We start from the raw sequence: 21,671 nt of genomic DNA, 5'->3' as shown, positions 1-21,671 counted from the left end.
TTCTAAATTAACTGCCGGGAGTACCAAGATCGATCGCTTTCTGCATCAAATCGTCGGTAACTTCGCCCGGTGTACCTGTGGGCTTAATTTCCTGAGCCATCGAACGAAAATCAGCGGGATTGCCGCTTTTATCTGCAGGCTTTGCGATATCTTTAGCAGCGGGAATAGGAAATTTAGGTGCAGTTGCAGCGGCGGCAGCTTGAGCGCCGGCACCCGTGCGATCGATGTCACTAACGCTGAATTCTTTTGAAGCTTCGTAGTCTGCTGATACATCAACGGTCGGCAACTTTTGTTCTCCAGCTTCCGCGCTTTCAGTGATTTGCTGAGCGTCAAAGCTCTCAATGTTATTTTGTTCTGTATTTATTTCCGACATAGCCGACTCCTTGCTAGTTTTATTTAACAATTCACTTTCTCAATCCTTACTTAAATCCCAGGCTTTTTCATCTACCCGCAGATGTATCGTTGGCTTCTATCTTAAGGATGATTTCTTCTAGGGTGGTGCCTTAAAATTACACCACTTTCCGAAAAGAATGCAGCTTTAGGCAATATCCAAACCCATACATACTAAGCCATTCCCCATTGTTTAATCTAAAATCTAAAATGTAAAATCTAAAATCGTATTACCTCTCGGGGATGGTGACGGGCACTTACAAATGTTGATATTTATATATTCTGGAAGCATTTTTAAGGAATTTGATTTATGAACTCACCCGCCGCCACCAATCCTCACTCTCTCTCCAACGACACTCAAAACATCGTTCAGACAATCAACGGGTTGGGTACAGATGAAAAGCTGGCGCTGCTCTACTTTGTTTATGAAAAAATGGGAGATTCAATTACACCAGCCGCTCCCGCCGCCGCCGAACCAGAATTAGCTCCCATGCTGCTGGATGATTTTTACAAGCTTTCGGCCGATCAACAACTGAATATCATGCGAGGTATTGTCAACCGCGACGACACGCCTTATTCTCACGCTTACGGAGCTTTAACTGCTAACAATCAGTTGGTAGTTTGGTATGCTTGGGCGATTGGTATGGGTGAAACAATTGTCGATATCCCCGACGGATATGAGGCAACTGAGGCTGTCAATGGCGTGTTGGGTCAAATTGAAGGTCTTGATTTTGAACAGCAAATTTCGGTGCTGCGCGACGTAGCCAATAATATGGGCTACACCGATGTTAAACCAATTTCTACTCAGGCAGAAGTAGGGAAAACTTCTAGTCTTTAGATAAGAGTCTGCTGTTGCAACCTATCCTACACAAACTCTCCTCCTAGCAGAGAGGGACTCAAGAATAAAGGAATTACCCAAAACCTCTATATGTAGGGTGCGTCTCGGCGCACCCTACCGCTATAATTAGTAGGTAACACCTTTTTTTGCTCTTAGGAATGAGAATTAAATAACTTCCACTCTTGAAAGTGGGACGGGCGGGACGCCCATCCCACAATAACAATTAAAATTGTAAGTTATTTAATTCGCGATCCTTAGTCAGGAAGTAAGTTTTTTAGGATAAACTTTTCGCGGGAATTCCATCCGAAAAGTCGAACCTTTTTTGGGTTGACTTTCGGCCATAATTGTACCGTCGATCATCTTGACTAAAGAGGCACAAATAGCTAGTCCTAAACCAGTGCCTGGATATTGGCGAGTTGTGGTTTGGTCGCCTTGGTGGAACTTGTCGAAAATGTGGGGAAGATCGGTTTCACAGATGCCGATTCCTGTATCCCGAACGGTGATAATTAGCCGATCGCAATTTAATTCCCGCACCTCAATATAGATGCTGCCCTCATGTGTGAATTTAACCGCGTTGGAAACGAGATTAGCCAAAATTTGCCGCAGGCGCAACTTGTCATTAACTATAAACTGATGCTGCAAGCACACGCTGACGGACAATGCCACATTCTTATCGGTGGCTTGATTTCCGAATTCCAAGGCGACATCCATTACTAAATGCGCTAAATCAAATTTTTCAATTTTTAATTCTGTGCGGCCACTCTCGATTTTGGAGAGGTCGAGGATATCGTTAATCAGCAGTAGTAGATTTTTGCCGTTATGTAAAATGCGCCCCACCATTTCTGTTTGCTGGGCGGTCAGCATTTGTTTGTGCTGGCGCAGCAGCAATTGGGAAAAGCCGATAATCGAATTCATGGGAGTTCGCAATTCGTGGGACATGATGCCCAAAAATTGCGATTTTAACTTGGCTGCTTCTAGCAGTTTCAATTTTTGCTGTTGAATGCGTCGCCCCTGATTTTCCAGTTCTTCCTGCTGGCGAATTAGCAGCTCGTTTTGCAAGTCTAAAAGCTGTTCTTGCTTTTTTAATTTTTCGAGCGCCAGTGCGTTGTTAATTGCCATCGCCGCTTGTTTTCCCATCACCGCCAGCAGTTGCTGAGTATGCCCGTCAATCGCCATGCTGTCTTTCCCGTTGCCGATGGCGAGCACACCCAAACGCCCGCTTTGCGCCGACTCGATCGCCGCTGCACAAGCCGCCGCCGGCAGCAAGCCTTTGCGGCACTCCGACCGCCACAGTACAGACTCTCCCGTCGCAAATGCTTTCCACAGCAACTTGTTTTGCACGTGCGGGGTTTTGCCCCCACCAAAGTTTTCCGTGCCCCCGACAGCGCTGAGTTTGAGGCCGCTGCAATCGGACTCCAGGAGAGCAACTAGGCAAAATTCCGCTCCTGCGATCGCCTCTACAGTCGCATCCGCAATGCCTTGCAACAACTGGCACAAGCTACCCGCCCGCTGGCTCAATATATTTGTAAACTGCTCTATCACCTGTAACTCCTGCCCAGCCTTTATTACCGTCCGGGCTTCGCACAATTTTTCTACTTGGAAATTAGCTTCCGATCGCGCTTGATGCCGCCAAAACTCTGGTTCTGCTTCGGGATCGGGTTGAGTTTGTTCGATCGGCTCCATATCTGTGTAGGTTCCCACCCACTCCAAAACTTCCTGACTGTCGGGGTTAGCAGGCTCTCCTTTTGCCACGTTCCAGCGGTAAGTGCCCTCTCGCGTCTGCAGACGAAATATAATTTCGTAGCTTGGCGGCGGGAACTTAGAACTGTGCGATCTCGCCAATAGACGAGGGCGGTCTTCTGGGTGGACGCGCGCCAGATAGCCGAAACCCAAAGCTGCTGCTGCTGGTAGCCCGGTGTACTCCTCCCAGCGCTGACTGAAATAAGTCGCCCAGCCGTCAGCATTTGTTTTCCAAACTATGTGAGGAATTGCCGACCACAGGCGATCGTCCTGAGTTTCGCTGTCGCCAACTTGCGGTTGGGGGGATGTTATTTCAGATACTTTGTGTAAGATTTCCGAGTCGGAAAACTCCGAGGGAAAAGACTTATTGCCGTGATACTGAGTCATAACAGGTTATATAAATAAGCATTGGACTAGAGCCCTAACACCGGCTAAAGACTCGTGCTGCTAGCTTTATTGATTTTGAGAACCCAAGTGCATCAAAATTTTTTATACTTTAAATTTATCGGGGTAGTGGTATCATTACCTCTATCAACGGGCGGACAATGAGATAATTCAGTTAAACTATTGAAACATTGAGAGCTTACCTGTCCCGATCGGACTCGTGCAGGCATCGCCGCAAAATAACTTAAAAATTAACTTGCATTCTTGGCGGCTGCATGAGTATGCTTAAAAATGATGTGCAGCCTGTAAAACCATAAATCAGGACACATTCTCAAATTTACTCAGTTTAGCTGAGTCAGTTGACGATATTTTAAAAGTTTAGCGGACTATTGGAAGAAAGATGAGTAAAATTCGCGTTGCTTTGGTAGAAGACCATGACCTGACAAGAGTTGGCATCCGCACAGCTTTACAACAGCGGGACACGATAGAAGTTGTCGGCGATGCAGCTAACGCTACAGAGGGATTGAAACTGCTTCAGTCTTCAAAACCTGACGTGGCAATTGTAGATATTGGCTTGCCGGATTTTGATGGCATTGAACTGACACAAAAGTTCAAAAAATCGGTAGCGGACTCCGATCCCGACACAAAAATTTTGATCCTGACTTTTCAGGACAATGAAGAAGAAGTTCTGGCAGCTTTTGCCGCCGGAGCTGACTCTTACTGCATGAAAGATATTAGCTTCGATCAGTTATTAGATGTAGTAAAAGTCACTCACGAAGGTAACTCTTGGATCGATCCGGCGATCGCCCGTATCGTCCTCAAACAAGCTCGCACTCAGGAACCAGCGCCGGAAGAACCGAAGGCTGAGGGCAAAAGAGTCACCATTAAGGCTGCCGAACCAGAGTTTAGTCACATCATTGAGACTTACCCTTTAACCGAGCGGGAATTAGAGGTTTTGGAACTGATCGTACAGGGTTACAGCAATGCTGCAATCGCCGAAAAGCTTTATATTACCGTCGGTACAGTCAAGACTCACGTCCGCAATATTTTGAACAAGTTGTGCGCTGATGACCGCACTCAGGCAGCCGTTCTCGCCCTGCGTTCTGGCTTGGTTGGATGAAGCCTGATCGTCAGGCAAAATCAAGTTAAAAGTAGGGTGCGCTGGGCGCACCTTACGGCCAATCGATTTTAGATTTTAGATTTTAGATTAAAGAATTGAAGCATTGACTTGCGCGAGATAAATTCGGGGGTTCCTTTATCGGATACACGTTTTTTATTTCTGGGTCCTGAGTCTGCTTTCGGAATGAATCACGTGGCGGGTATCCTGGAGGCTTTCGGTCACTGATTAAGGGTGTGCAGTGCACAGCGACTGACTAATTGTTATCAAAAAATTAGGGCAGGCAGTGTGTACCAGCCGAGCAATTGTTTCTTGTTAAAAAAAGATCAAGTTTAAATCCGCATCTATCCCAGTACAGATATTTTTTTCAATCTTTTAAAAAGTAAATCTACCTTAAGATAGATGCTAAAAAACTATCATATTACTAATACTTATTGTTGAGCGCTCCCCAGTGAGATAAATTTCGATCGCACTGCCAATACTGCGCCATTTCACTTCATAAAAGGCAGAGACAGAGACCAGATTACGATACTTTTAGGAAGAGTTAAGGCTTAAATAAATTATATCCGTAGAGTGATGCTGAGTTCGCTTAAATTTGCGAAATTAAAAGTATCAACTGCTACTGAAATATTTTAGAAAGAGGTATTATGGCCGCCCCAATTGAATTCAAGTTATTTGCTCCCTACAACAAAGGAGCTGCCTTGATTGGCTCTTTTTCTAATTGGGAAGAGATTCCGATGGAAAAAGACGAAGAGGGTTATTTCCGCACGCGAGTTGAGTTGGAGGATGGCGTTTATCAATACAAATTTCGCGTTCAGTCGAAAAGCTGGTTTGTGGAACCCGATCAGTGGGTAGATGTGGTCGATCCCTACGCGACTGACATCGACAATCCCACTCAAAACGGCATTGTTCGGATCAAAGACGGCGATCGCATTGTCGATACCTACGTCTGGAAACACGATGACAAACCGCTACCAGCCGATCGGGAATTAGTGATTTACGAAATGCACATTGCCGACTTTTCCGGTGGCGAAGACGATCCCCTAGCCCGCGGCAAGTACAAGCACGTCGTCGAAAAACTCGATTACCTAGTCGAACTCGGCATCAACGCGATCGAACTCATGCCCCTCAAAGAATACCCAGGCGACTACAGTTGGGGCTACAACCCTCGCTACTTCTTCGCTACCGAGTCCAGCTACGGAACCACAGAAGAACTCAAAAACCTGATAGACGAGTGTCACGGGCGCGGGATTCGCGTCATCATGGACGGGATTTACAACCACTCGGAAGCGTCGAGCCCCCTGACTCAAATCGATCACGATTATTGGTATCACCACGAACCCCGCGATCCAGACAACAATTGGGGCCCGGAATTTAACTACGAATTCTACGACGAAAATTTAGGAACTTTCCCGGCGCGCAAATTTGCTGGCGATACAGTCCGCTTCTGGATTCAAGAATATCATCTCGACGGCATTCGTTTCGACGCGGCGCGACAAATTGCTAACTACGATTTCATGCACTGGGTAGTTCAAGAAGCCAAAAATGTCGCCGGCCCAAAACCGTTTTATACCGTTGCCGAATACATTCCCGACGATCCCAGCATCACCAATCTAGACGGGCCGATGGACGGCTGCTGGCACGACAGTTTCTATCACTCGATAATTCCACAACTGTGCGGGGACAATTTTGATTTAGAACGCCTCAAAGAGGTAATCGACTGCAAGCGGCAAGGTTACTTGGGTGCTACGAATGTAGTCAATTATTTGAGTAATCACGATCACGATCGCATTTTTGCCGAATTGGGCGATCGGGGAATTTTGGATGAAGCCGCCTTCAAGCGGGCAAAGTTGGGAACCGTGCTGTTAATGACAGCAGTTGGCGTGCCGCTGATTTGGATGGGCGAAGAATTTGGCGAATACAAAGCCAAAACAATTGAGCAATCTAAAATTGACTGGACGCTGCTAGGAAATGACCTGAATAAAGGTTTGTGGGAATACTACAAAGGCTTGATTCACCTGCGTAAAAATAACCAAGCACTTTACACAGAAAACATCGAGTTTTTCCACGAAGATCCCGACTCGAAAGTTTTTGCTTACACTCGCTGGAACGATGAAGGTTCGAGAGTTGTAGTAGTGGCGAATATGTCGGAAAATTATCTAGCAGGTTACAGCGTTCCCCACTTTCCGGCAAACGGAACTTGGCACGAATGGACTGGGAATTATGATGTTGAATCGGGCGATCATAATATTATGATTGACTTGCCGGAATACGAAGCAAAAGTGTTTGTTTGGCAGTAAGGCAACGGAGGACAAAGGCTTTCGCCGTTTCCCTACCCCAAAATAATCATTATGTAGGGAAACGGCACTGCCTTTCGTCGTGTCAACTTAAGCTCAAACCCTGTCACAGACTGCTGTTTGACTATTAACCCTAGATCCCCCCTAGCCCCCCTTAAGAAGGGGGGGACAAGAGTCTTATCAAAGTCAACCCCTACTCCCCTTCTTAAGGGGGATTTAGGGGGATCTAGACTTGGCTATGAACGAGAGATACCAAGGCTTTCAGGTTTAAGTTGACACCTATGGGCATGGCGCCGTGCCCTACTCCCCGCGCCGGAAACGGCGAAAGCGTTTGTCCCTATCAGATATCGCTCAAAAGAGAAGCTTTTGTTTGTTCCCCGATTGATTTTCCAGGCACAATTGGGTGATGGCCGCCGCCGGTATTGGTTTGCTAAAGAAGTAACCCTGACCCATATCGCACTGATGCGAGTGCAAAAACGCCAACTGTTCTGCTGTTTCCACTCCCTCAGCAATCACCTGTAAATTCAGGCCCTGTCCCAAGGCGATCGCCAGTTTCACAATAGTAGCACCGCTGCTGCCAGTCACCAAATCGGCCACGAAAGATTTGTCTATTTTTAAATTATTGAGGGGAAAGTTTTTCAGAGACCACAGCGAAGAATAACCGGTGCCAAAATCGTCCAGAGAAATGTTAATTCCCATGTCCTGCAACTGCTGCAATACCGACACCGTAAAGCTCACATCTGTCATGGCAATGCTCTCGGTAATTTCTATTTCTAAATATTCGGGATTTAACTTGGTTTCTGATAAAATTTCAGCGATGGTTTGTACCGTGTGAGGTTGCAGAAACTGGCGGGCTGATAAATTCACTGCTATCCGCATCGGCGGCAATCCCAGTAACTGCCACGCTCGATTTTGCAAGCAAGCAGTCCGCATCACCCATTCGTCAATTTGGCAGATTAATCCTGTTTCCTCAGCTAAGGGAATAAATCGATCGGGAGGAATCAAACCGCGTTCGGGATGCTGCCAGCGAATCAGAGCTTCCATGCCCACTATTTTGCCTGTATTTAAGTTTATTTGCGGTTGATAGTGCAGGACAAATTCTGAATTTTTTAGAGCTTTGTACAGATGATTTTCTAAGTTAAGATCCTCGGATACTTTACTGCCGATCGCCTGCGTGTAAAACTGATAATTATTGCGACCTTTCTGTTTAGCTTTGTACATCGCAGCATCAGCATTTTTCAGCAAAGTTTCTGCATCTTCTCCGTCGTAAGGAGCCAAAGCAATTCCCAAGCTAGCCTTAATATAAAGTTCCAAACCCTCAAAATCAAAAGGAGTGCTTAAACTCTGGATAATTAGCTGGCAAATCTTAGTTGCTTCCTCTGGGGTGTTGATATTGTACAGCAGCACAGTAAATTCATCTCCGCCCCAACGAGCCATCGAATCCCCCACGCGCAAACAGTTAGTCAAACGCCGAGATACACTTTGCAGCAACAAATCGCCCACTGGATGACCGAGAGTATCGTTAACATTTTTAAATCTATCTAAATCTAGAAAGATTACCGCGAGCATTTCTCCATTTTGGTGAGCGCTAGCTAAAGCTAAAGACAGCCTTTCATTAAACAGTAATCTATTAGGTAAACCCGTTAATGGGTCGTGAGAAGCTTGATGTCGGATCATCGCCTCGACGCGCCTCTGCATTACAGCCATGTACAGGTGAGTTCCTAAAGATTGTGCTAGCTTCTGTTCTTCGCTAGTCCACTTTTGAGCTTCGCCTGTTTTGATTTCTTTCCAAGCTGCAAAGGATTGTCGGGGACGATCGTTCCGGGCGTCCGAACTGCAACGGCCCGCCCACAAAATTTCGGTTTGTATAGGGCTGCGAAAAACGGTGAGACAGCCGATGCACTGTTGGCGATATTGCAGCGGTACTGCCAAAAATGATCGAATGGAAGCTGCGACTAAATTGGCAGATACAGATTTGAGTTGAGGTTCTTTAGAAATATCGGAAATCGCGTACAAGTGCGGTACGAGAAAACTGGAAATATTGGTGTCAATTGAGCTGTAATGCTGGGAATAGAGATTTTCAAAAATACCTAATTGGCTTGTATGGTTAGCAGTTTGTGATCGATCGTCTTGGTTTGCCCTCCCCATAATCTGCTGCCAAAATGGGCTGAGTTCCAGGTCGATGTCCGCGGGCTGCTGGCCACAGGTATAAAGCAAAGCGGGTCGATCGCCAAACTCGGCTGCAATGTAGAGTCGCCCTCCTGAACCACGCAAATGCTTGACAGTTTGTTCGAGAACTGCTTTCCGAATTTCGTTGAGTTCCAGAGGAGAATGCAGCAAACTGGTAATTTGGTTGATAACGGCTTCGTCACGCGCTTGCTGTCTAGCTTGACTCAGCAGAAAAGATTGGGCGATCGCAATTGAAAGTTGATCCACAAGCAACTGCACCATTTTCAATTCTCGATCGCTAAACCGTTTCGGTTGGCTATGGTGAGACACCAACAGCCCCCAAAGGTGATTTTGATGCAAAATCGGCACTGTCAGAGAAGAACGTGCCCCCATAGCCTTCAGATATTCAGCGTGACAGGGGTCTACAGGACGATAGCTAATATCTTCAACTGCTAAAGTTTGGCCGGTTTCGGGACAATCTAACCTATTAATTGTTTGATGCTTCAATTCCACATCTACAATCACTCGCTGCCGCGCTTTGAGAAACATTTCCCGAGCACTATGGGGAATGTCGCCTGGTGGAAAGCGCAAACCCAGCATAGATGGCAAATTGTCGCCGTTGATGGACTCAGCAATTACCTCACCGCTACCGTCTGCCTCAAAGCGATAAACTTTTACTCGATCGCTCTCTAAAAAGCTGCGGATTTCTCGCGCAGTTGTCGTCAAAATCTCTTGCAGTTCTAAAGAGTTGCGGATGCGATTGGTAATTCGATTGAGTAAAATCTCTTGTTCTAAAGTCGATCGTGACATTTGTGTAACTTTGGTGCGAGTCATGCCTTTTGATCTCCCGGGCTGTTGACAGCATTTTTGCGAGCCACAGTCTTAACTTGCCCTGTATTATACAATACAATACTTTCGCGCCGTCTAGGGGCTTGACCCTACCCCAGAGCGCGAAACTCGGTTTCTGGGGATATTTCTGGTTTTTAGACAAATTCGGGTGATAAACCGGGTTTTTCACAGCACTTACAAGGCAAGGCAAGAGCGATCGGACAATTAGTGAGGACGAAAGTTCGATCGAGTTGAATCAGGACTCAAGTCCTCACTACAAAGCAATTGCAGAGCTACAACACAAAAGGTATAGAAAAACCAGTTTGAGCAACCAGTATTCTGCCCTCTGGAGGGAGAATACTGGTTGCTCAAACCGGCTAGTAAGTATTTATACCTTAAAATGTCTTGTTAAGCCGCGTCCCAAATTTCCCGAATTCTGTCCGGCAAAAAGCCAGCTATTTCCTGAATTCGCTCCTGGGACAGCTCATCCTTTGTTGCCGAAAATACAGCCGCGATCGCAGTTTCCGGTTTTACTCCCGAAGGAAGTGCGCCTTCTAGTTCCACCCTCCGTGCAAACAAATTGCCATCGATCCCCAAAGGTGCAGGCGGGCCGGTCAAAGGTTGACGCACCCGGCTGAGCAATCCCACCAGCGGATTAGTATCTTTCCAGAGGTCTGCTATTTCTTGTTGCAGGGTTTTGTCATCCGTAGGCAAAACTTCTTTGTGCAATTCAGATTCCACGTGCTCGATGGCTTCTTTTGTCATCACATCGCGCATGATCCGGTACACTACTTCGGTAATGTCGCGGGCATCAAAAATATCCTCCAAGTGACCTTTTACCATCACTTTTTCCAAAAACGGCATATCCTTTGAAGCGATAGGAACTGCCGATCCTTCCTGGTGGAGCGACTTCGGAGGATTCGTCTCCATTTTGTGTAACAGTTTGCGACCTTTTTCTGTTAACTCAGCTTGTTGAAATGCCACTAAAGGCGGCAATAATTCAGCTCCTCCATAAGGCTCGCCACTAAACTGAGCTTTGATAAATTCCCTTTGGTTGAGGTAGTCTAAATGACCGAGCAATTCCGCTTCCGCCACCGTGTGACCCACATATTCTTCCGCTGCGTTCCTAATTTCTGACTCTCCCCTGCCGTTGCCACTGCCAATCTTTTTGAGCAAAATGTAAGTCAGGTCGTCTCTGATTGGAATTGTCATTAAAACCTCCTAGGTTAATATCCGGTAAAGCTCAGGTAAAAAATGATTTTTTTTACTGGCTTAAATTGTGATTATTACTACTTAAAAACATTGAAGTCTAAAGTAGAGTAATCAAGTATCTCTCAGCAGGTGTAAGTTATTCAAATAAAGTAACGGTTAGAATATTCCTTTAGGTAGATCCAGGTAGGGAAACCCATGTTTAATGTGGTTAATATCCTAAGAAGCTGTCGCCACTCTTCAATGCTATTAAGCGAGAATGCTTTATTGGTAAGAGTTTTCGTATTTATTGCGTATTTTTACCATGGCTGACGCACCAAGAGAGCCTCAGTTGGTAATTGGCGCTGGGAGAGGTAGAATTAAGCAGATGCTATGGAATGAATCAACTGCGGTCGTTTTGCCCGCAGCTTGTAGCGATATTGTATCGGGTTAGACCAAAAACTGGTCATGGGAGAGCTACAAATACGAGCCAATCTGTGTCAAGTGCCGCAGCGCCACTTGAAGAATGCCTCGGTAACAAATTTTTTGATCGTTTCGATCGGCATTTATGAACTACCCTCATTGGAACAATAAATTGGAATCCTCGTCTTTCACTAGCGCTCAACCCCCGGTTGAGAAGCGTCCTTTAGTGTTGGCTGTAGACGACAATCAGGACAACTTAGAACTGCTGACACAAATACTGGATTTATTCGGCTGCGAGTGCGTGGGAGCCGTTGACGGGTACGCAGCTCTTTCTGCAGCAGTCGATCGACAACCCGACCTAATCGTACTCGACATTTGCCTGCCGGATATAGACGGTATGGAAGTAGTAAAGCGCGTCCAAGAAAACCCCGCTATCAGACATATTCCGATTGTTGCTATCACAGCACTAGCAAAACCAGAAGACCGCGCTCGAATTCTCCAAGCAGGCTGCGTGGAATACCTTTCCAAACCTTTTAACATCAAAGATTTAGAAACAGTTATCCGCCAGCACCTCAACTCTCCAATGCTTTTGGTTGAGTTTTAGATTTATAGTTAGAATCACGAACTTGAGGTGCAGAGTCCAAAATTGCGATCGTTCCAGTGCGGCCTGTCTCCAAGGTCGCATCGCGGAGCAAATCAGTAACTCCCACGCCCAAAACCTTTTGGATTAATTCTTTCAGTGGCAATTCCAGAACTGATTCTAATTGTGTCCGCACCTGCAAAGCCAAATCTTCCTGACCGTTCTGAGCCAGCAGTTTTTCGGGTTGAGTAAGCCCATTTTCCACAACTATTATCAATTTGTTATCCAAAAGATTGCACAGCGCCTGACTCGTTGGGTGTCCGAGTTGAGAGCGGTACAAAGCTTGAATTCCCTGCGAAAGAGTCCGTTCTAATTTACCGCGAGTAGGTTCTAAGGTTTCCCCTGTCATATTTTTTATTGAAACCATGATAGATAAAAAATACTGTTAGCAGCAGTTAACAGTTACAGTAAACTTAACTACTGCTAACAGTCAACTGCTAACTGTTAGAAATAAAGTCGCTTTAGCCGACAGTAACTTGATTAGTTTCCACCCCAGTTGCACCCTTAACGCCTTTAGCAATTGTCACCAATTTGTTGACAATTTCCTGACTGGGAACTGTACCTTTGAGAACCACAGTAGTGCCAAGTTGAGCCACATAAACAGTCTCAATATCCGCAACATCGGGATTTGCATCGAAAGCCTGAGCTACCCGTTTAGCTAAACCGCTTTGATCGTATTCTCCGTTCAAGCCCATGCGTTCCGGCGGGATTGTCTGAGCGCTCGCAGCAGGTTGAGCTTGAGCTTGAGATTGAGCTACAGGTGCTTGATAAGCAGGAGCGTCAACAGTTTCTTGATTTTCTTTTTTTTCTAAACCAAACAATCTTTTTAGCCAGCCCATAAAGTTTGTCCTCCGACAAATTTGTGTTAATTGACGTGTTAATTGACGTATTAATTCGCGATTGGCACGTCACCCTGTAATTGTTATTCTCAATACCAGGAATTACGATCGCACTCTTGGATGCAGAAACCGAGTTTTTTTACAAAAAAGTATCGTTACAGCCATCCACCTAGGTAGAAAAACCCAGTTTGTTGAGTTGGGTGCGCCCATCCTAAATATAATTTACAGTTGTACAACTTCGCATATCATCTGCCTGCAGACATAATTCTCCGGCTCTCAAACAAATACTTGCGCTGACCATTCCGGCAAATCAAACTTAAACCCTTCTTCCCCAACTTCTACTATTTTGTTGTACATCCACTCGTACCAAGTTCCCGCAGCCGGAAGCTTAGAAATACAGTTACCAGATAGATAAGTCTCCGAAAAATTAACGACAACTACTGCTCGCGTTCCCTCATCGCTCCAGCGGTAATAAGCCAGCACTTTGGCTTCGGGATTTTCGTGGATAAATTCAATATTGTCGGTATAAAGTGCCGACAAATGTTGCCGCAGCCGAATCACCTGTTTGTAGTATTCCAACAACTCATGATTGGGCTGATTTTTCAACAAAGACCATTGCAGTTTATTCGGCTGGTTGGGAGTTTGCCGAGTAGATTGTCCAAACTCTTCGCCCATCCATAGCATCGGTATTCCTACTGCTGTGACTAACAAAACCGGGCGTTGCTGATTTATGGTATGAAAGGCTAAATATCCAAGTCATAGAAACCAGTATCTACAAAGCTTCGGGATTTTCAACTTATTTTTTTTCCTACCCTGATTAAGCAACGCCCTGAATTTTAGTGCGGAAATAACCTTTGTGATCTTTTTATCTTTTTGTAAGGGAATTTCTGCCCATTGGGAAAAGGAGCCGAGCAGTGTAGCTGCTTTGTTGTTGGAAGCAAAGAGTTTGAATTCAATTGCAGCGGCCATGAATAGCTTGTTTGGAGAACTTAAGCTGTTCGACATTTAAAGGACGATTGTAGGGTGCGGAGCGTACATAAGCGTTTCCCTTGTAACTGTAAGTGTTCGCGAATGACGCACCTTACCTGGTTCGTTAGTCGTTTAAATGCTCCACAGCTTATAAGTGTGATTAGTATTGATTTTTACAATTTGGCAGATTGGTCGCCATCGTTGTTAAGAGTTAACCCTGTAACTCTTATGTTGTAACCTGTACAGTGGGCAGCCGGAGGATTTAGTAGTAGACACTACGCACCAGCACGCGGAGGCCAGATTTAAATCAAAAATGTAGTTAAAGTAACTAAAAATTATTAAGCGCTGTTTATGAAAAGTAATTTAACTTTTGATAACTAGATAAATCGTGATGAACATTTAAAATTTGTAACTAAAGAAACATTTTTTGCCCTACAGGAATAATACCGTAGAAAGATGTAATTTTATGCGGAAACAGCGAGGATGAGCGTGTAATTGTAAGGCAAGGGAAACCCGAACCATGAATCCTTTATTCAACTGGGTTTTCCCGCGACTTTAAGCCAAGTTTGAGCCGAGAATAGCAATGATTATTTTTGCTTATGTCTTGGTATCACTTGTTTTATAGTTTTTGACTGGCAAACTTTGTAGAACCTTTCATCAGCTTTAACGACTGCTGCTACCTCAGTAATTGGTAATTGATGAAAATCTCATTCGTCCCTATTACCCGTTAGATATTCCGAGCAGTGGCTCTAAGGCTCTAAAAGTTTAATGTGGGATGTTGGCGAATTACCGTTACTGTAAAACTCTGGAGTGTTAAAAATGCTAAAACAAATGTGTTGGTTGCCCAGATTGGGACGCAATGGAGAAAAGATATTGCACTTACGCACCGATGCCCGTCAAGGGTGGCGGCCTTATACAGCTTTTCCGCAGTTCGCTGTATCCGACTACCGGGAACCGGGCGGTTCTAAGGGATGGGCAACATATCAGAAGCTGAGAACTCAAGGGTGGAATTTAATATCGACCGCAGAAGGGCAGCAGTCGATTTTTGGCGAACAGAAAAGTGCTTAAAAAACCCGAAACCGCAGCAATAAAAGAAGAGGTAAAATCCTCTTCTTTTTATTATTTTTGGGGTGCTGCTGAATTCAAGTATGATTTTGCCTGATGAAGTAATTCTAAGTCAGCGGTGGGGCAACCACGGAGGGATTGCCCCTACAAATTTCATACCCCAATTAAGCAACGCCATTTTTGGATACAGAAACTGGGTTTTTAGCCATCCTACTTGGTAGAAGGGGTAAGGTGTGCAGTGCTCACCTTACATAATTTTGAGATGTTTGCCAGTTGCAAGTAAATTAGGCGATCGCCCTTTCTCTCTCTCCTGTAATTGCTACGTTATGGAGCACCGGCTGGTGAGTTTTCAAGTTAAACCGGTATCCGTGGGGGAGGATGTGCAACTTGGCCCCGCAAATCGCCAAAGCCTCATCCTTCAACAGTCCCTCCAGATTGTCGTGGAGTTGTTCAGACGAGTCGATGACAGTTACAGAGTTTTCGCCAATGACTTCCAACTCGTCACCGTGGACTAAAATAGCTGTATTTTCGTCAATACCAAATCCCAACACGGCAGGTTGCAGCAAGAGTGCGGAAACTAAGCGTCCCAGACGACCTCGCTGGGCGAAATGTTGGTCGATGACAACTCCTGGAAGGAAACCCATTCCCGGCCCCATTGCTACCACATCAACGCGGGGATTTGTCTCCGAGTCTCCTTCAATAATCATCACGTCTGGCATCATCGCCGCGCCGGCACTGGTGCCACCAATGATAATACCTTCAGAGAAGCGTTTGTGCATAGCTGCGTCGAGTATGGTGTCTTTCAAGCAGCTAATAATCCGCGCTTGCTCTCCGCCGGTAAAGAATATGCCGGTGGCTTGTTCGATCGCTTCTAAATAATCTGGATTGTTGGCATCTTCCGGTTTCTGGGTGTCAACAACTCGCACATCTTCAGCGCCAAGTCGCTCAAACACTCGGATGTAATTATCTCCTACTTCTCCCGGCAGGCTAGTGGCAGCAGTCATGATCACAATGTGGGCTTTAGTGCCTCCGGCGCACCGCAAGAATTCCCGCAGAATTTTGCAGTCCCCCTCTTTGTCTTCCGCGCCACCGATAATTAGCAACTTCCCCTGAACTTCGTTGCTCGCCATATTATCTCTACTTTTAATTTATTTAATTTCACTAAAACACAAACTTATTTTTTCCGAAAACTGCCAAAAGGTATATATAGATACAAAAAAAGCTCAGACTTTTACCACTTTAGAACGCACACAGCAAGGGTGATATGGAAGTTTACTCATCTTCGACGATCGACAAAACAAACTTACCCCCCCTAACAGGAGATAGGAGGGGTCAAGAAATGAGCTTAAACTACAGGGCCCACGCGCGCGCGGTGATCGATCCGGTTTCTGATCCGATGCTTCGCTAATCCTCCTCTGATTGCTCGTAGAAATCCGGTTGATGAGCGTAAGTCCTTAATTAGTCCGATCGCTCGTTAGTGGGATCGCTCGATCAAATTGCTCAATATGGTACTCGCCCGTTCTAAAGGCAGGTGTCTGGGTTTGCCGTTCCAGACAATCTGATATTCGTTGCTGTTTTGACCATCGCCGTAGCCAGAAATTAGCTTCCGGTGAAATGCTTCCTCAGCTAAGTGGTGAACTTTGTCCCTGAGAGCAGTTTGTGCGATTTTCATAATTTGCTGCCTCTTAAATTTTCTTTCACTGTCATAAACAATTATAAGTACACAGTGTACCTCTCAAAAGTTATAGCTTTTTTTGAGAGGGGGGAAAGAAGTAGTCATTAGTCATAAGTGCTTAGTCATAAGTGCTTAGTTATCAATGCTTAGTTATCAATGCTTAGTCATCTATACTTAGTCAGATGTTAAAGGAAGAAGGAATACTTTCCTACTCTCACCCACTCCCCCTCTCCCCATCTCTCCCACTCCCCCTCTCTGGCAATACTGAAGGCAGAATTGGTCGGAGTATTTGTCTGACTGCTGGAATATCTATGCCCCCAGGTAGTATCCCCTGCACCAACTATAAAGTTACCGTAAAAAATTAGCTCAAAGGAGGTTAGAAAATGCTGCAAGAAAAAAGCACAGAAACAGCGCGCGTCAATGCTCGAAAAACCGATATTTTCGATGTGTTCAACTTCAAACACTATATCGGGCCCAACCCTTATTTAGACACCGCGGCTTTAGTTTTTGATTTAGCGGTAACGGGCGCGAGCGAACCTTTGCCGATCGCACATTACCAGAAAATTATTGGCGATCGCTACCCGCAACTGCTGCACGAAACTTTCTCGAACCATGCCCAACTGTTCGGTCGTACCGCCTCAGAAGTAGCAAAACTCGACATGGGTTTGCACTTCCAACACTGGAACATCAGGCCATTTTCTTACTTTAACAGAATCAGCATAGAAGCACTTCACGCCCGCACCGCCAGAGCCGTAGTTTACGCAGTTTGGGATTGGTTTGAAGCCATTAATCAAAATCAAGACTTTCCCTTAGAAGCACAAATGGGCGCGCTGCAAAATATGTTCCGGCAGTCAGTTTACGGAGGGCCGACAGTTTATTCGTTAATGCGATCGGCATCCCAAAAAGGCATTCCCGCATTTTATTTGTGGGATGAAGGACTAATGCAATATGGGTACGGTAAAAAACTGGTTCGTGGCTCTGCAACTACTTTTGATTCTGACAGCCATTTAGACTCAGATTTTACCACGCGCAAAGACGATTGTAAAGCTTTTCTCGCTACATTAGGATTTCCTGTTCCCCAAGGCGATATCGTCTCCACAGAAAACGGAGCTCTGGCAGTTGCTAGAGAAATTGGCTACCCAGTTGCTATCAAACCAGTAGTCGGTCATAAAGGAATTGGCGTCACAGCAGATGTCCGAGATGGTGAGGAATTGCAGGCAGCTTTTAAAAGAGCAGTTAAGGCAATTCCCGAAACAGATCCGGTGCGAGTAATTGTGGAAAACAGCATCAAAGGATCGGATTTTAGGCTGCTGTGCGTTGACGGCAAATTTGTTTCGGCAACTGAACGCCGGCCCGCTTCGGTAACAGGTGATGGCGACTCAACAATTCGCGAATTGATCCGCCGTGAAAACCGCAAACCAGAACGTTTGGATACGCCTACTTCGGCGATGAGCAAAATTCAGTCCGACGAAGCGATGGAAATGTATCTGGAAGAACAAGGGCTGTCATTAGATAGTGTACTAAGTCGCGATCGCACTGTGTCTCTACGCAAAGTCGCTAATCTTTCCGCAGGCGGCGTCAGCATCGATGCTACCCGCAATATTCACCCGGATAACATTGTTTTGGCTCAAGATATCGCCCTACATTTTCGGTTAACTTGTTTGGGAATTGATGTGGTAACAGAAACTCTCGCCAAATCTTGGAAAACCGGGAATTTTGGGATTATCGAGATCAATGCCGCGCCGGGAATTTTTATGCACCTTAACCCTGCTGTCGGCGAAGGAGTCGATGTACCTTCGCATATTATCGAAACTTTCTTTGAATCGGGAAAATCAGCCCGCATCCCGATTATTACTTTCAACACAATTTCGGTACACGACTTACAAGAAACCATCGACCATATTCTGTTGCAGCATCCCGATTGGACAATCGGTGCTGTTTGTCGCGGTGGACTTTTTGTTAACCGTTCTGAAAAAGTTTTGAATAAGAATTACCATCTGAACTTGCAAAGTTTGCTGCGGAATCCCAAGCTCGATTTGTTAATTGCTGAATATCCCGAAGATATTTTGGAAGCTGAGGGAATGTTTTATCGGGGCAGCAATATGGTGGTGCTGGACAATCCGGGGGAAACTGAGATGATGTTGGTCAGAGAAAGCACTGATGACGATACTGTTGTGATGAGGGAAGGAAATAGTATTTCTATTCGCCGCCAAGGATTGATCGAACAGTATACTCTGGGGGATGATGAACCGTTTACACGGGTTTATTTGAAGGAAATAGGGACTGTTTTGTAAGCGGTTCCACCTTTAAGTTGGCTTTGTGGGGCGGGTATTGAGTACCCGCCCCACCAGATCAAGGCTTTTTCTTGTTCCCGGGTTCTTCCGGGGCAGGAACTTGGGAGCGCCGAGATGGGAACTGACTTCGTTACACTTAGTTACAATTGGTTTTAATTCCTCAGTAAGCTGTTCTCCATTTAAATTGTGTGTCAAAAATCACTCAAATTATTGTGGGATGGGCACGCGAGCCCGTCCCGAATATGCAATTTAAACGCGCAACAGCTTAGTGGATGCACTATTCGGAAGAAACCGGGTTTCTTCCCAACTTTCTCGTTACCAAAGTAATAATTTCGTAGAAATTGGGTTTCTCAAGGTAAGTTCTATTTCTGCGATCGTAAGTTTTTAGACAATCTTGTTTGTCGGCTGTCGATCGTGCTATCAAGGACTTTTACAAGTCTTTAAAAAATAGCACTCCGGTGGCAGAAGGTGTGGAAATATGAATTTTGCGAGCAATTGGTTTAATTCGCTGACCGAAAGTTTACAGTCGCACCGTCGCTACATTCCAGCAGCGCTGACTCTTTGCACAGGTACGAGTTTGTCCTTGGCAGCCGCAGCCGTTGTGTGGCATTCGGAAAACCAACGAATGCAAGCTGAATTTCATCAGCAAGCCGATCGCCTGAATGTGACTTTGCAGCAAAGCATTAACAAAAATTTAGAAGTTCTGTACTCACTGGAAGCATTCTACAGGGCGTCTACTGAAGTTAGCCGACAAGATTTTAAGCAATTCGCTCAACCTGCACTTGCCCGAAATACTGCTATACATTCTGTTAACTGGATTCGGCGCGTGCCTGCTGCCCAAAAAGCAGCTTACGAAAAGACAATTCGAGCCGAAGGTTTTCCGGCTTTTCAAATTTACGAACGAACTCCTGACAAAAAGCAGGTCAAAGCAAAAGTGCGATCGGAATACTTTCCTATTATTTACAGAGAAGCATTAGAAGAAGATAACAAAGTGATCGGTTTTGATGTTGCCTCCAGCCCCGATCGCAAAACAGCTTTAGAGAAGTCGGCGAATACCGGCAACATAGCTGCTTCCGGGCGGATTAGATTAGTCAGCAACAATCAACCAGGATTGCAAGTATTTCTACCAGTACCCCGCCCCACAAATTCTCCAGATAATTCGGTCAACGGCCGCCAAAACCTCATGGGAGTGATTGCGGGTCTGTTTCAGATCACGAGTATGGTCGATTCCTCTTTAGAATCGCTAAATTTAGACAAGATTAATTTTTACCTCTATGACAACTCTGCTATAGAGAAAGAACGCTTTCTGGTGCGCTACGACTCACAAGCTAAGCAGTTGATAGATAACCCAAAACACGAAAAGCCAGAGTTAGCTAATCTGCGGGGAAAAATCTGTAAAAATCCTAGTGCTTGCACTCGCCTATTTAACGTAGCAGACCGCCAGTGGAGGCTGCTAGTTTTGCCTGGAAAGGGGTACAACAGTCTGAGGACGCATCAGGGTTCGCTGGCCATTGGGGCGATCGGGCTATTGATGACTGGCAGCTTGACGATTTACCTGTTGATGTCTCTAGAACGTACTGCAAAAGTAGAACAGCAAGTGTACGATCGTACAATTCAACTAAAACAGCGCACCGCTGAACTAGAAACAGCACTAAAAAATTTGCAGGAAGCTCAATTTAAACTAATCCAAACTGAAAAAATGTCCAGCCTGGGGCAGTTGGTGGCTGGAGTTGCCCACGAAATTAACAATCCTGTCAACTTCATCTCTGGCAACCTAATCCATACAGGCGCATATACTAGAGACTTGCTGGAACTTGTGGAAATATACCAGCAGCAATATCCCAACCCAACGCCCGAAGTGCAAGCGAAACTAAAAGATATTGATTTGGAGTTTATCAGTGAAGACTTGCCTAAAATCCTAAAATCTATGAATATGGGAGCTGAACGGATCAGCCAGATCGTGCTTTCTCTGCGTAATTTTTCGCGCTTGGATGAAGCTGAAAAGAAGTCGGTTAACATTCACCAAGGCATTGACAGCACCTTGATGATTTTGGATAGTCGGCTGAAACCCCAACCTGGTTTTCCGGGCATTAAACTTATCAAAGAATACGGAAATTTGCCATTGGTGGAGTGCTGGGCGGGACAATTGAATCAGGTATTTATGAATATTTTGAGCAATGCTATTGATGTTTTATCTGATGCAGAAAATCAAAAAAAGCTCGAAAACAACGCCTCGAATTCTGCCTTTTTACCTACTATTCGGATTCGCACTGAACTTTTAAGTTCTAATTGTGTATGCGTGCGAATTGCTGACAATGGAACGGGCATGACGGAGAATGTCAAAAAACGTTTGTTTGATCCGTTTTTTACTACCAAGCCTGTAGGCCAAGGTACTGGCTTGGGATTGTCTATCTGCTATCAAATAGTGGACAAACATCAAGGTTCGCTCAGGTGCGTGTCGGCTCCGGGGGAGGGAACTGAATTCTGGATTGAGGTGCCGGTGCGACAACAGTCTAAGCAATCTATTTCTAAGGTTTTACCTGCAGTAGGTGTCAATCGATTTTAGATTTTAGATTTTAGATTTTAGATTGACTTGCGCGAGATAGATTCGGGGGGGCAAGTTTCATCGGATACAGGTTTTTTATTTCTTCATTAATTAATCTGGGGGCTTGTATCCTGGATGCTTTCGGTCAATTGGAATTAGCGGAACAAATCTCGCTTCTAGCGGAGTCTTGCTGGGAGCATCTCAATGAAAGCAGCCCAGCTATAAATTGGAGACAGGAGGCAGGAGATAGGAGGCAGGAGGGGGCAGGGG

The 21,671-nt window shown here is 45.4% G+C and carries 17 protein-coding genes; 8 read left to right on the top strand and 9 right to left on the bottom strand.

Annotated features, from left to right (window positions below; translation table 11 throughout):
* Positions 1-7: 7 nt before the first annotated feature.
* Positions 8-373: a hypothetical protein gene (locus QUB26_RS24820; RefSeq protein ID WP_333249296.1), complete on the bottom strand. Its 366-nt coding sequence runs from the start codon at positions 371-373 to the stop codon at positions 8-10.
* 327 nt (positions 374-700) lie between these two features.
* Here QUB26_RS24820 and QUB26_RS24815 point away from each other — a divergent pair, with 327 nt between their 5' ends.
* Positions 701-1,228 (top strand): orange carotenoid protein N-terminal domain-containing protein, encoded by a 528-nt coding sequence (locus QUB26_RS24815; RefSeq protein ID WP_333240619.1) that lies wholly within the window; start codon positions 701-703, stop codon positions 1,226-1,228.
* Between the two features lie 258 nt (positions 1,229-1,486).
* Here QUB26_RS24815 and QUB26_RS24810 read toward each other — a convergent pair whose 3' ends face one another.
* Positions 1,487-3,355: a PAS domain-containing sensor histidine kinase gene (locus QUB26_RS24810; RefSeq protein WP_333320136.1), complete on the bottom strand. Its 1,869-nt coding sequence runs from the start codon at positions 3,353-3,355 to the stop codon at positions 1,487-1,489.
* A gap of 397 nt (positions 3,356-3,752) precedes the next feature.
* Between QUB26_RS24810 and QUB26_RS24805 the strand changes: the two genes are divergently transcribed.
* Both QUB26_RS24805 and QUB26_RS24800 read left to right on the top strand, forming a co-directional pair.
* Positions 3,753-4,472 (top strand): response regulator transcription factor, encoded by a 720-nt coding sequence (locus QUB26_RS24805; protein WP_333320134.1) that lies wholly within the window; start codon positions 3,753-3,755, stop codon positions 4,470-4,472.
* Between the two features lie 644 nt (positions 4,473-5,116).
* Positions 5,117-6,769 carry an alpha-amylase family glycosyl hydrolase gene (locus QUB26_RS24800; RefSeq protein WP_333292647.1) on the top strand — a complete coding sequence of 551 codons (1,653 nt, stop codon included), beginning with the start codon at positions 5,117-5,119 and terminating at the stop codon, positions 6,767-6,769.
* Between the two features lie 348 nt (positions 6,770-7,117).
* On the opposite strand, the gene QUB26_RS24795 is transcribed toward QUB26_RS24800, so the two are convergent.
* Both QUB26_RS24795 and QUB26_RS24790 read right to left on the bottom strand, forming a co-directional pair.
* Positions 7,118-9,769, bottom strand: coding sequence for an EAL domain-containing protein (locus QUB26_RS24795; RefSeq protein WP_333292645.1), 2,652 nt, complete (start codon positions 9,767-9,769; stop codon positions 7,118-7,120).
* Between the two features lie 402 nt (positions 9,770-10,171).
* Positions 10,172-10,975: a DUF2267 domain-containing protein gene (locus QUB26_RS24790; RefSeq protein ID WP_333320132.1), complete on the bottom strand. Its 804-nt coding sequence runs from the start codon at positions 10,973-10,975 to the stop codon at positions 10,172-10,174.
* A gap of 301 nt (positions 10,976-11,276) precedes the next feature.
* Between QUB26_RS24790 and QUB26_RS24785 the strand changes: the two genes are divergently transcribed.
* Positions 11,277-11,405, top strand: a complete 129-nt coding sequence (locus QUB26_RS24785; protein ID WP_333272936.1) for a hypothetical protein — start codon at positions 11,277-11,279, stop codon at positions 11,403-11,405.
* 114 nt (positions 11,406-11,519) lie between these two features.
* Positions 11,520-11,978, top strand: coding sequence for a response regulator (locus tag QUB26_RS24780; RefSeq protein ID WP_333240635.1), 459 nt, complete (start codon positions 11,520-11,522; stop codon positions 11,976-11,978).
* Here the strand turns inward: QUB26_RS24780 and QUB26_RS24775 are convergent.
* From QUB26_RS24775 to QUB26_RS24765, 3 genes are all read right to left on the bottom strand, one after another.
* Positions 11,947-12,381 (bottom strand): DUF2294 domain-containing protein, encoded by a 435-nt coding sequence (locus tag QUB26_RS24775; protein ID WP_333302591.1) that lies wholly within the window; start codon positions 12,379-12,381, stop codon positions 11,947-11,949. The two genes, QUB26_RS24780 and QUB26_RS24775, sit on opposite strands and share 32 nt — an antisense overlap.
* Before the next feature lie 94 nt (positions 12,382-12,475).
* Positions 12,476-12,853, bottom strand: coding sequence for a BON domain-containing protein (locus QUB26_RS24770; protein ID WP_333240642.1), 378 nt, complete (start codon positions 12,851-12,853; stop codon positions 12,476-12,478).
* Positions 12,854-13,129: 276 nt separating this feature from the next.
* Complete coding sequence (locus QUB26_RS24765) at positions 13,130-13,564, bottom strand: alpha amylase C-terminal domain-containing protein (protein ID WP_333320130.1); 435 nt, start codon at positions 13,562-13,564, stop codon at positions 13,130-13,132.
* A gap of 1,077 nt (positions 13,565-14,641) precedes the next feature.
* On the opposite strand from QUB26_RS24765, the gene QUB26_RS24760 reads away from it, so the two are divergent.
* Positions 14,642-14,890 carry a hypothetical protein gene (locus QUB26_RS24760; RefSeq protein ID WP_333145102.1) on the top strand — a complete coding sequence of 83 codons (249 nt, stop codon included), beginning with the start codon at positions 14,642-14,644 and terminating at the stop codon, positions 14,888-14,890.
* 281 nt (positions 14,891-15,171) lie between these two features.
* Here the strand turns inward: QUB26_RS24760 and QUB26_RS24755 are convergent, their stop codons facing one another.
* Both QUB26_RS24755 and QUB26_RS24750 read right to left on the bottom strand, forming a co-directional pair.
* Positions 15,172-16,017, bottom strand: a complete 846-nt coding sequence (locus QUB26_RS24755) for a cyanophycinase (protein WP_333240652.1) — start codon at positions 16,015-16,017, stop codon at positions 15,172-15,174.
* 344 nt (positions 16,018-16,361) lie between these two features.
* The gene (locus QUB26_RS24750) at positions 16,362-16,559 is read right to left on the bottom strand and encodes a hypothetical protein (protein ID WP_006632734.1); all 198 of its coding nucleotides are present in this window, start codon (positions 16,557-16,559) and stop codon (positions 16,362-16,364) included.
* A gap of 386 nt (positions 16,560-16,945) precedes the next feature.
* On the opposite strand from QUB26_RS24750, the gene QUB26_RS24745 reads away from it, so the two are divergent.
* Both QUB26_RS24745 and QUB26_RS24740 read left to right on the top strand, forming a co-directional pair.
* Entirely contained in the window at positions 16,946-18,856 is a 1,911-nt protein-coding gene (locus QUB26_RS24745; RefSeq protein ID WP_333240657.1) for an ATP-binding protein, read from the top strand.
* A gap of 478 nt (positions 18,857-19,334) precedes the next feature.
* Positions 19,335-21,422 carry a CHASE domain-containing protein gene (locus QUB26_RS24740; RefSeq protein ID WP_333320127.1) on the top strand — a complete coding sequence of 696 codons (2,088 nt, stop codon included), beginning with the start codon at positions 19,335-19,337 and terminating at the stop codon, positions 21,420-21,422.
* Positions 21,423-21,671: the final 249 nt, after the last annotated feature.

Source organism: Microcoleus sp. B4-C1 (assembly GCF_036705285.1).
Taxonomy (GTDB): domain Bacteria; phylum Cyanobacteriota; class Cyanobacteriia; order Cyanobacteriales; family Microcoleaceae; genus Microcoleus.
This window is presented reverse-complemented; position numbering and strand designations above follow the sequence as displayed.

Coding starts and splice junctions, on each gene's coding strand:
- QUB26_RS24820 (WP_333249296.1), bottom strand. CDS start 373: ATGTCGGAAATAAATACAGAACAAAATAACATTGAGAGCTTTGACGCT.
- QUB26_RS24815 (WP_333240619.1), top strand. CDS start 701: ATGAACTCACCCGCCGCCACCAATCCTCACTCTCTCTCCAACGACACT.
- QUB26_RS24810 (WP_333320136.1), bottom strand. CDS start 3,355: ATGACTCAGTATCACGGCAATAAGTCTTTTCCCTCGGAGTTTTCCGAC.
- QUB26_RS24805 (WP_333320134.1), top strand. CDS start 3,753: ATGAGTAAAATTCGCGTTGCTTTGGTAGAAGACCATGACCTGACAAGA.
- QUB26_RS24800 (WP_333292647.1), top strand. CDS start 5,117: ATGGCCGCCCCAATTGAATTCAAGTTATTTGCTCCCTACAACAAAGGA.
- QUB26_RS24795 (WP_333292645.1), bottom strand. CDS start 9,769: ATGACTCGCACCAAAGTTACACAAATGTCACGATCGACTTTAGAACAA.
- QUB26_RS24790 (WP_333320132.1), bottom strand. CDS start 10,975: ATGACAATTCCAATCAGAGACGACCTGACTTACATTTTGCTCAAAAAG.
- QUB26_RS24785 (WP_333272936.1), top strand. CDS start 11,277: ATGGCTGACGCACCAAGAGAGCCTCAGTTGGTAATTGGCGCTGGGAGA.
- QUB26_RS24780 (WP_333240635.1), top strand. CDS start 11,520: ATGAACTACCCTCATTGGAACAATAAATTGGAATCCTCGTCTTTCACT.
- QUB26_RS24775 (WP_333302591.1), bottom strand. CDS start 12,381: ATGGTTTCAATAAAAAATATGACAGGGGAAACCTTAGAACCTACTCGC.
- QUB26_RS24770 (WP_333240642.1), bottom strand. CDS start 12,853: ATGGGCTGGCTAAAAAGATTGTTTGGTTTAGAAAAAAAAGAAAATCAA.
- QUB26_RS24760 (WP_333145102.1), top strand. CDS start 14,642: ATGCTAAAACAAATGTGTTGGTTGCCCAGATTGGGACGCAATGGAGAA.
- QUB26_RS24755 (WP_333240652.1), bottom strand. CDS start 16,017: ATGGCGAGCAACGAAGTTCAGGGGAAGTTGCTAATTATCGGTGGCGCG.
- QUB26_RS24750 (WP_006632734.1), bottom strand. CDS start 16,559: ATGAAAATCGCACAAACTGCTCTCAGGGACAAAGTTCACCACTTAGCT.
- QUB26_RS24745 (WP_333240657.1), top strand. CDS start 16,946: ATGCTGCAAGAAAAAAGCACAGAAACAGCGCGCGTCAATGCTCGAAAA.
- QUB26_RS24740 (WP_333320127.1), top strand. CDS start 19,335: ATGAATTTTGCGAGCAATTGGTTTAATTCGCTGACCGAAAGTTTACAG.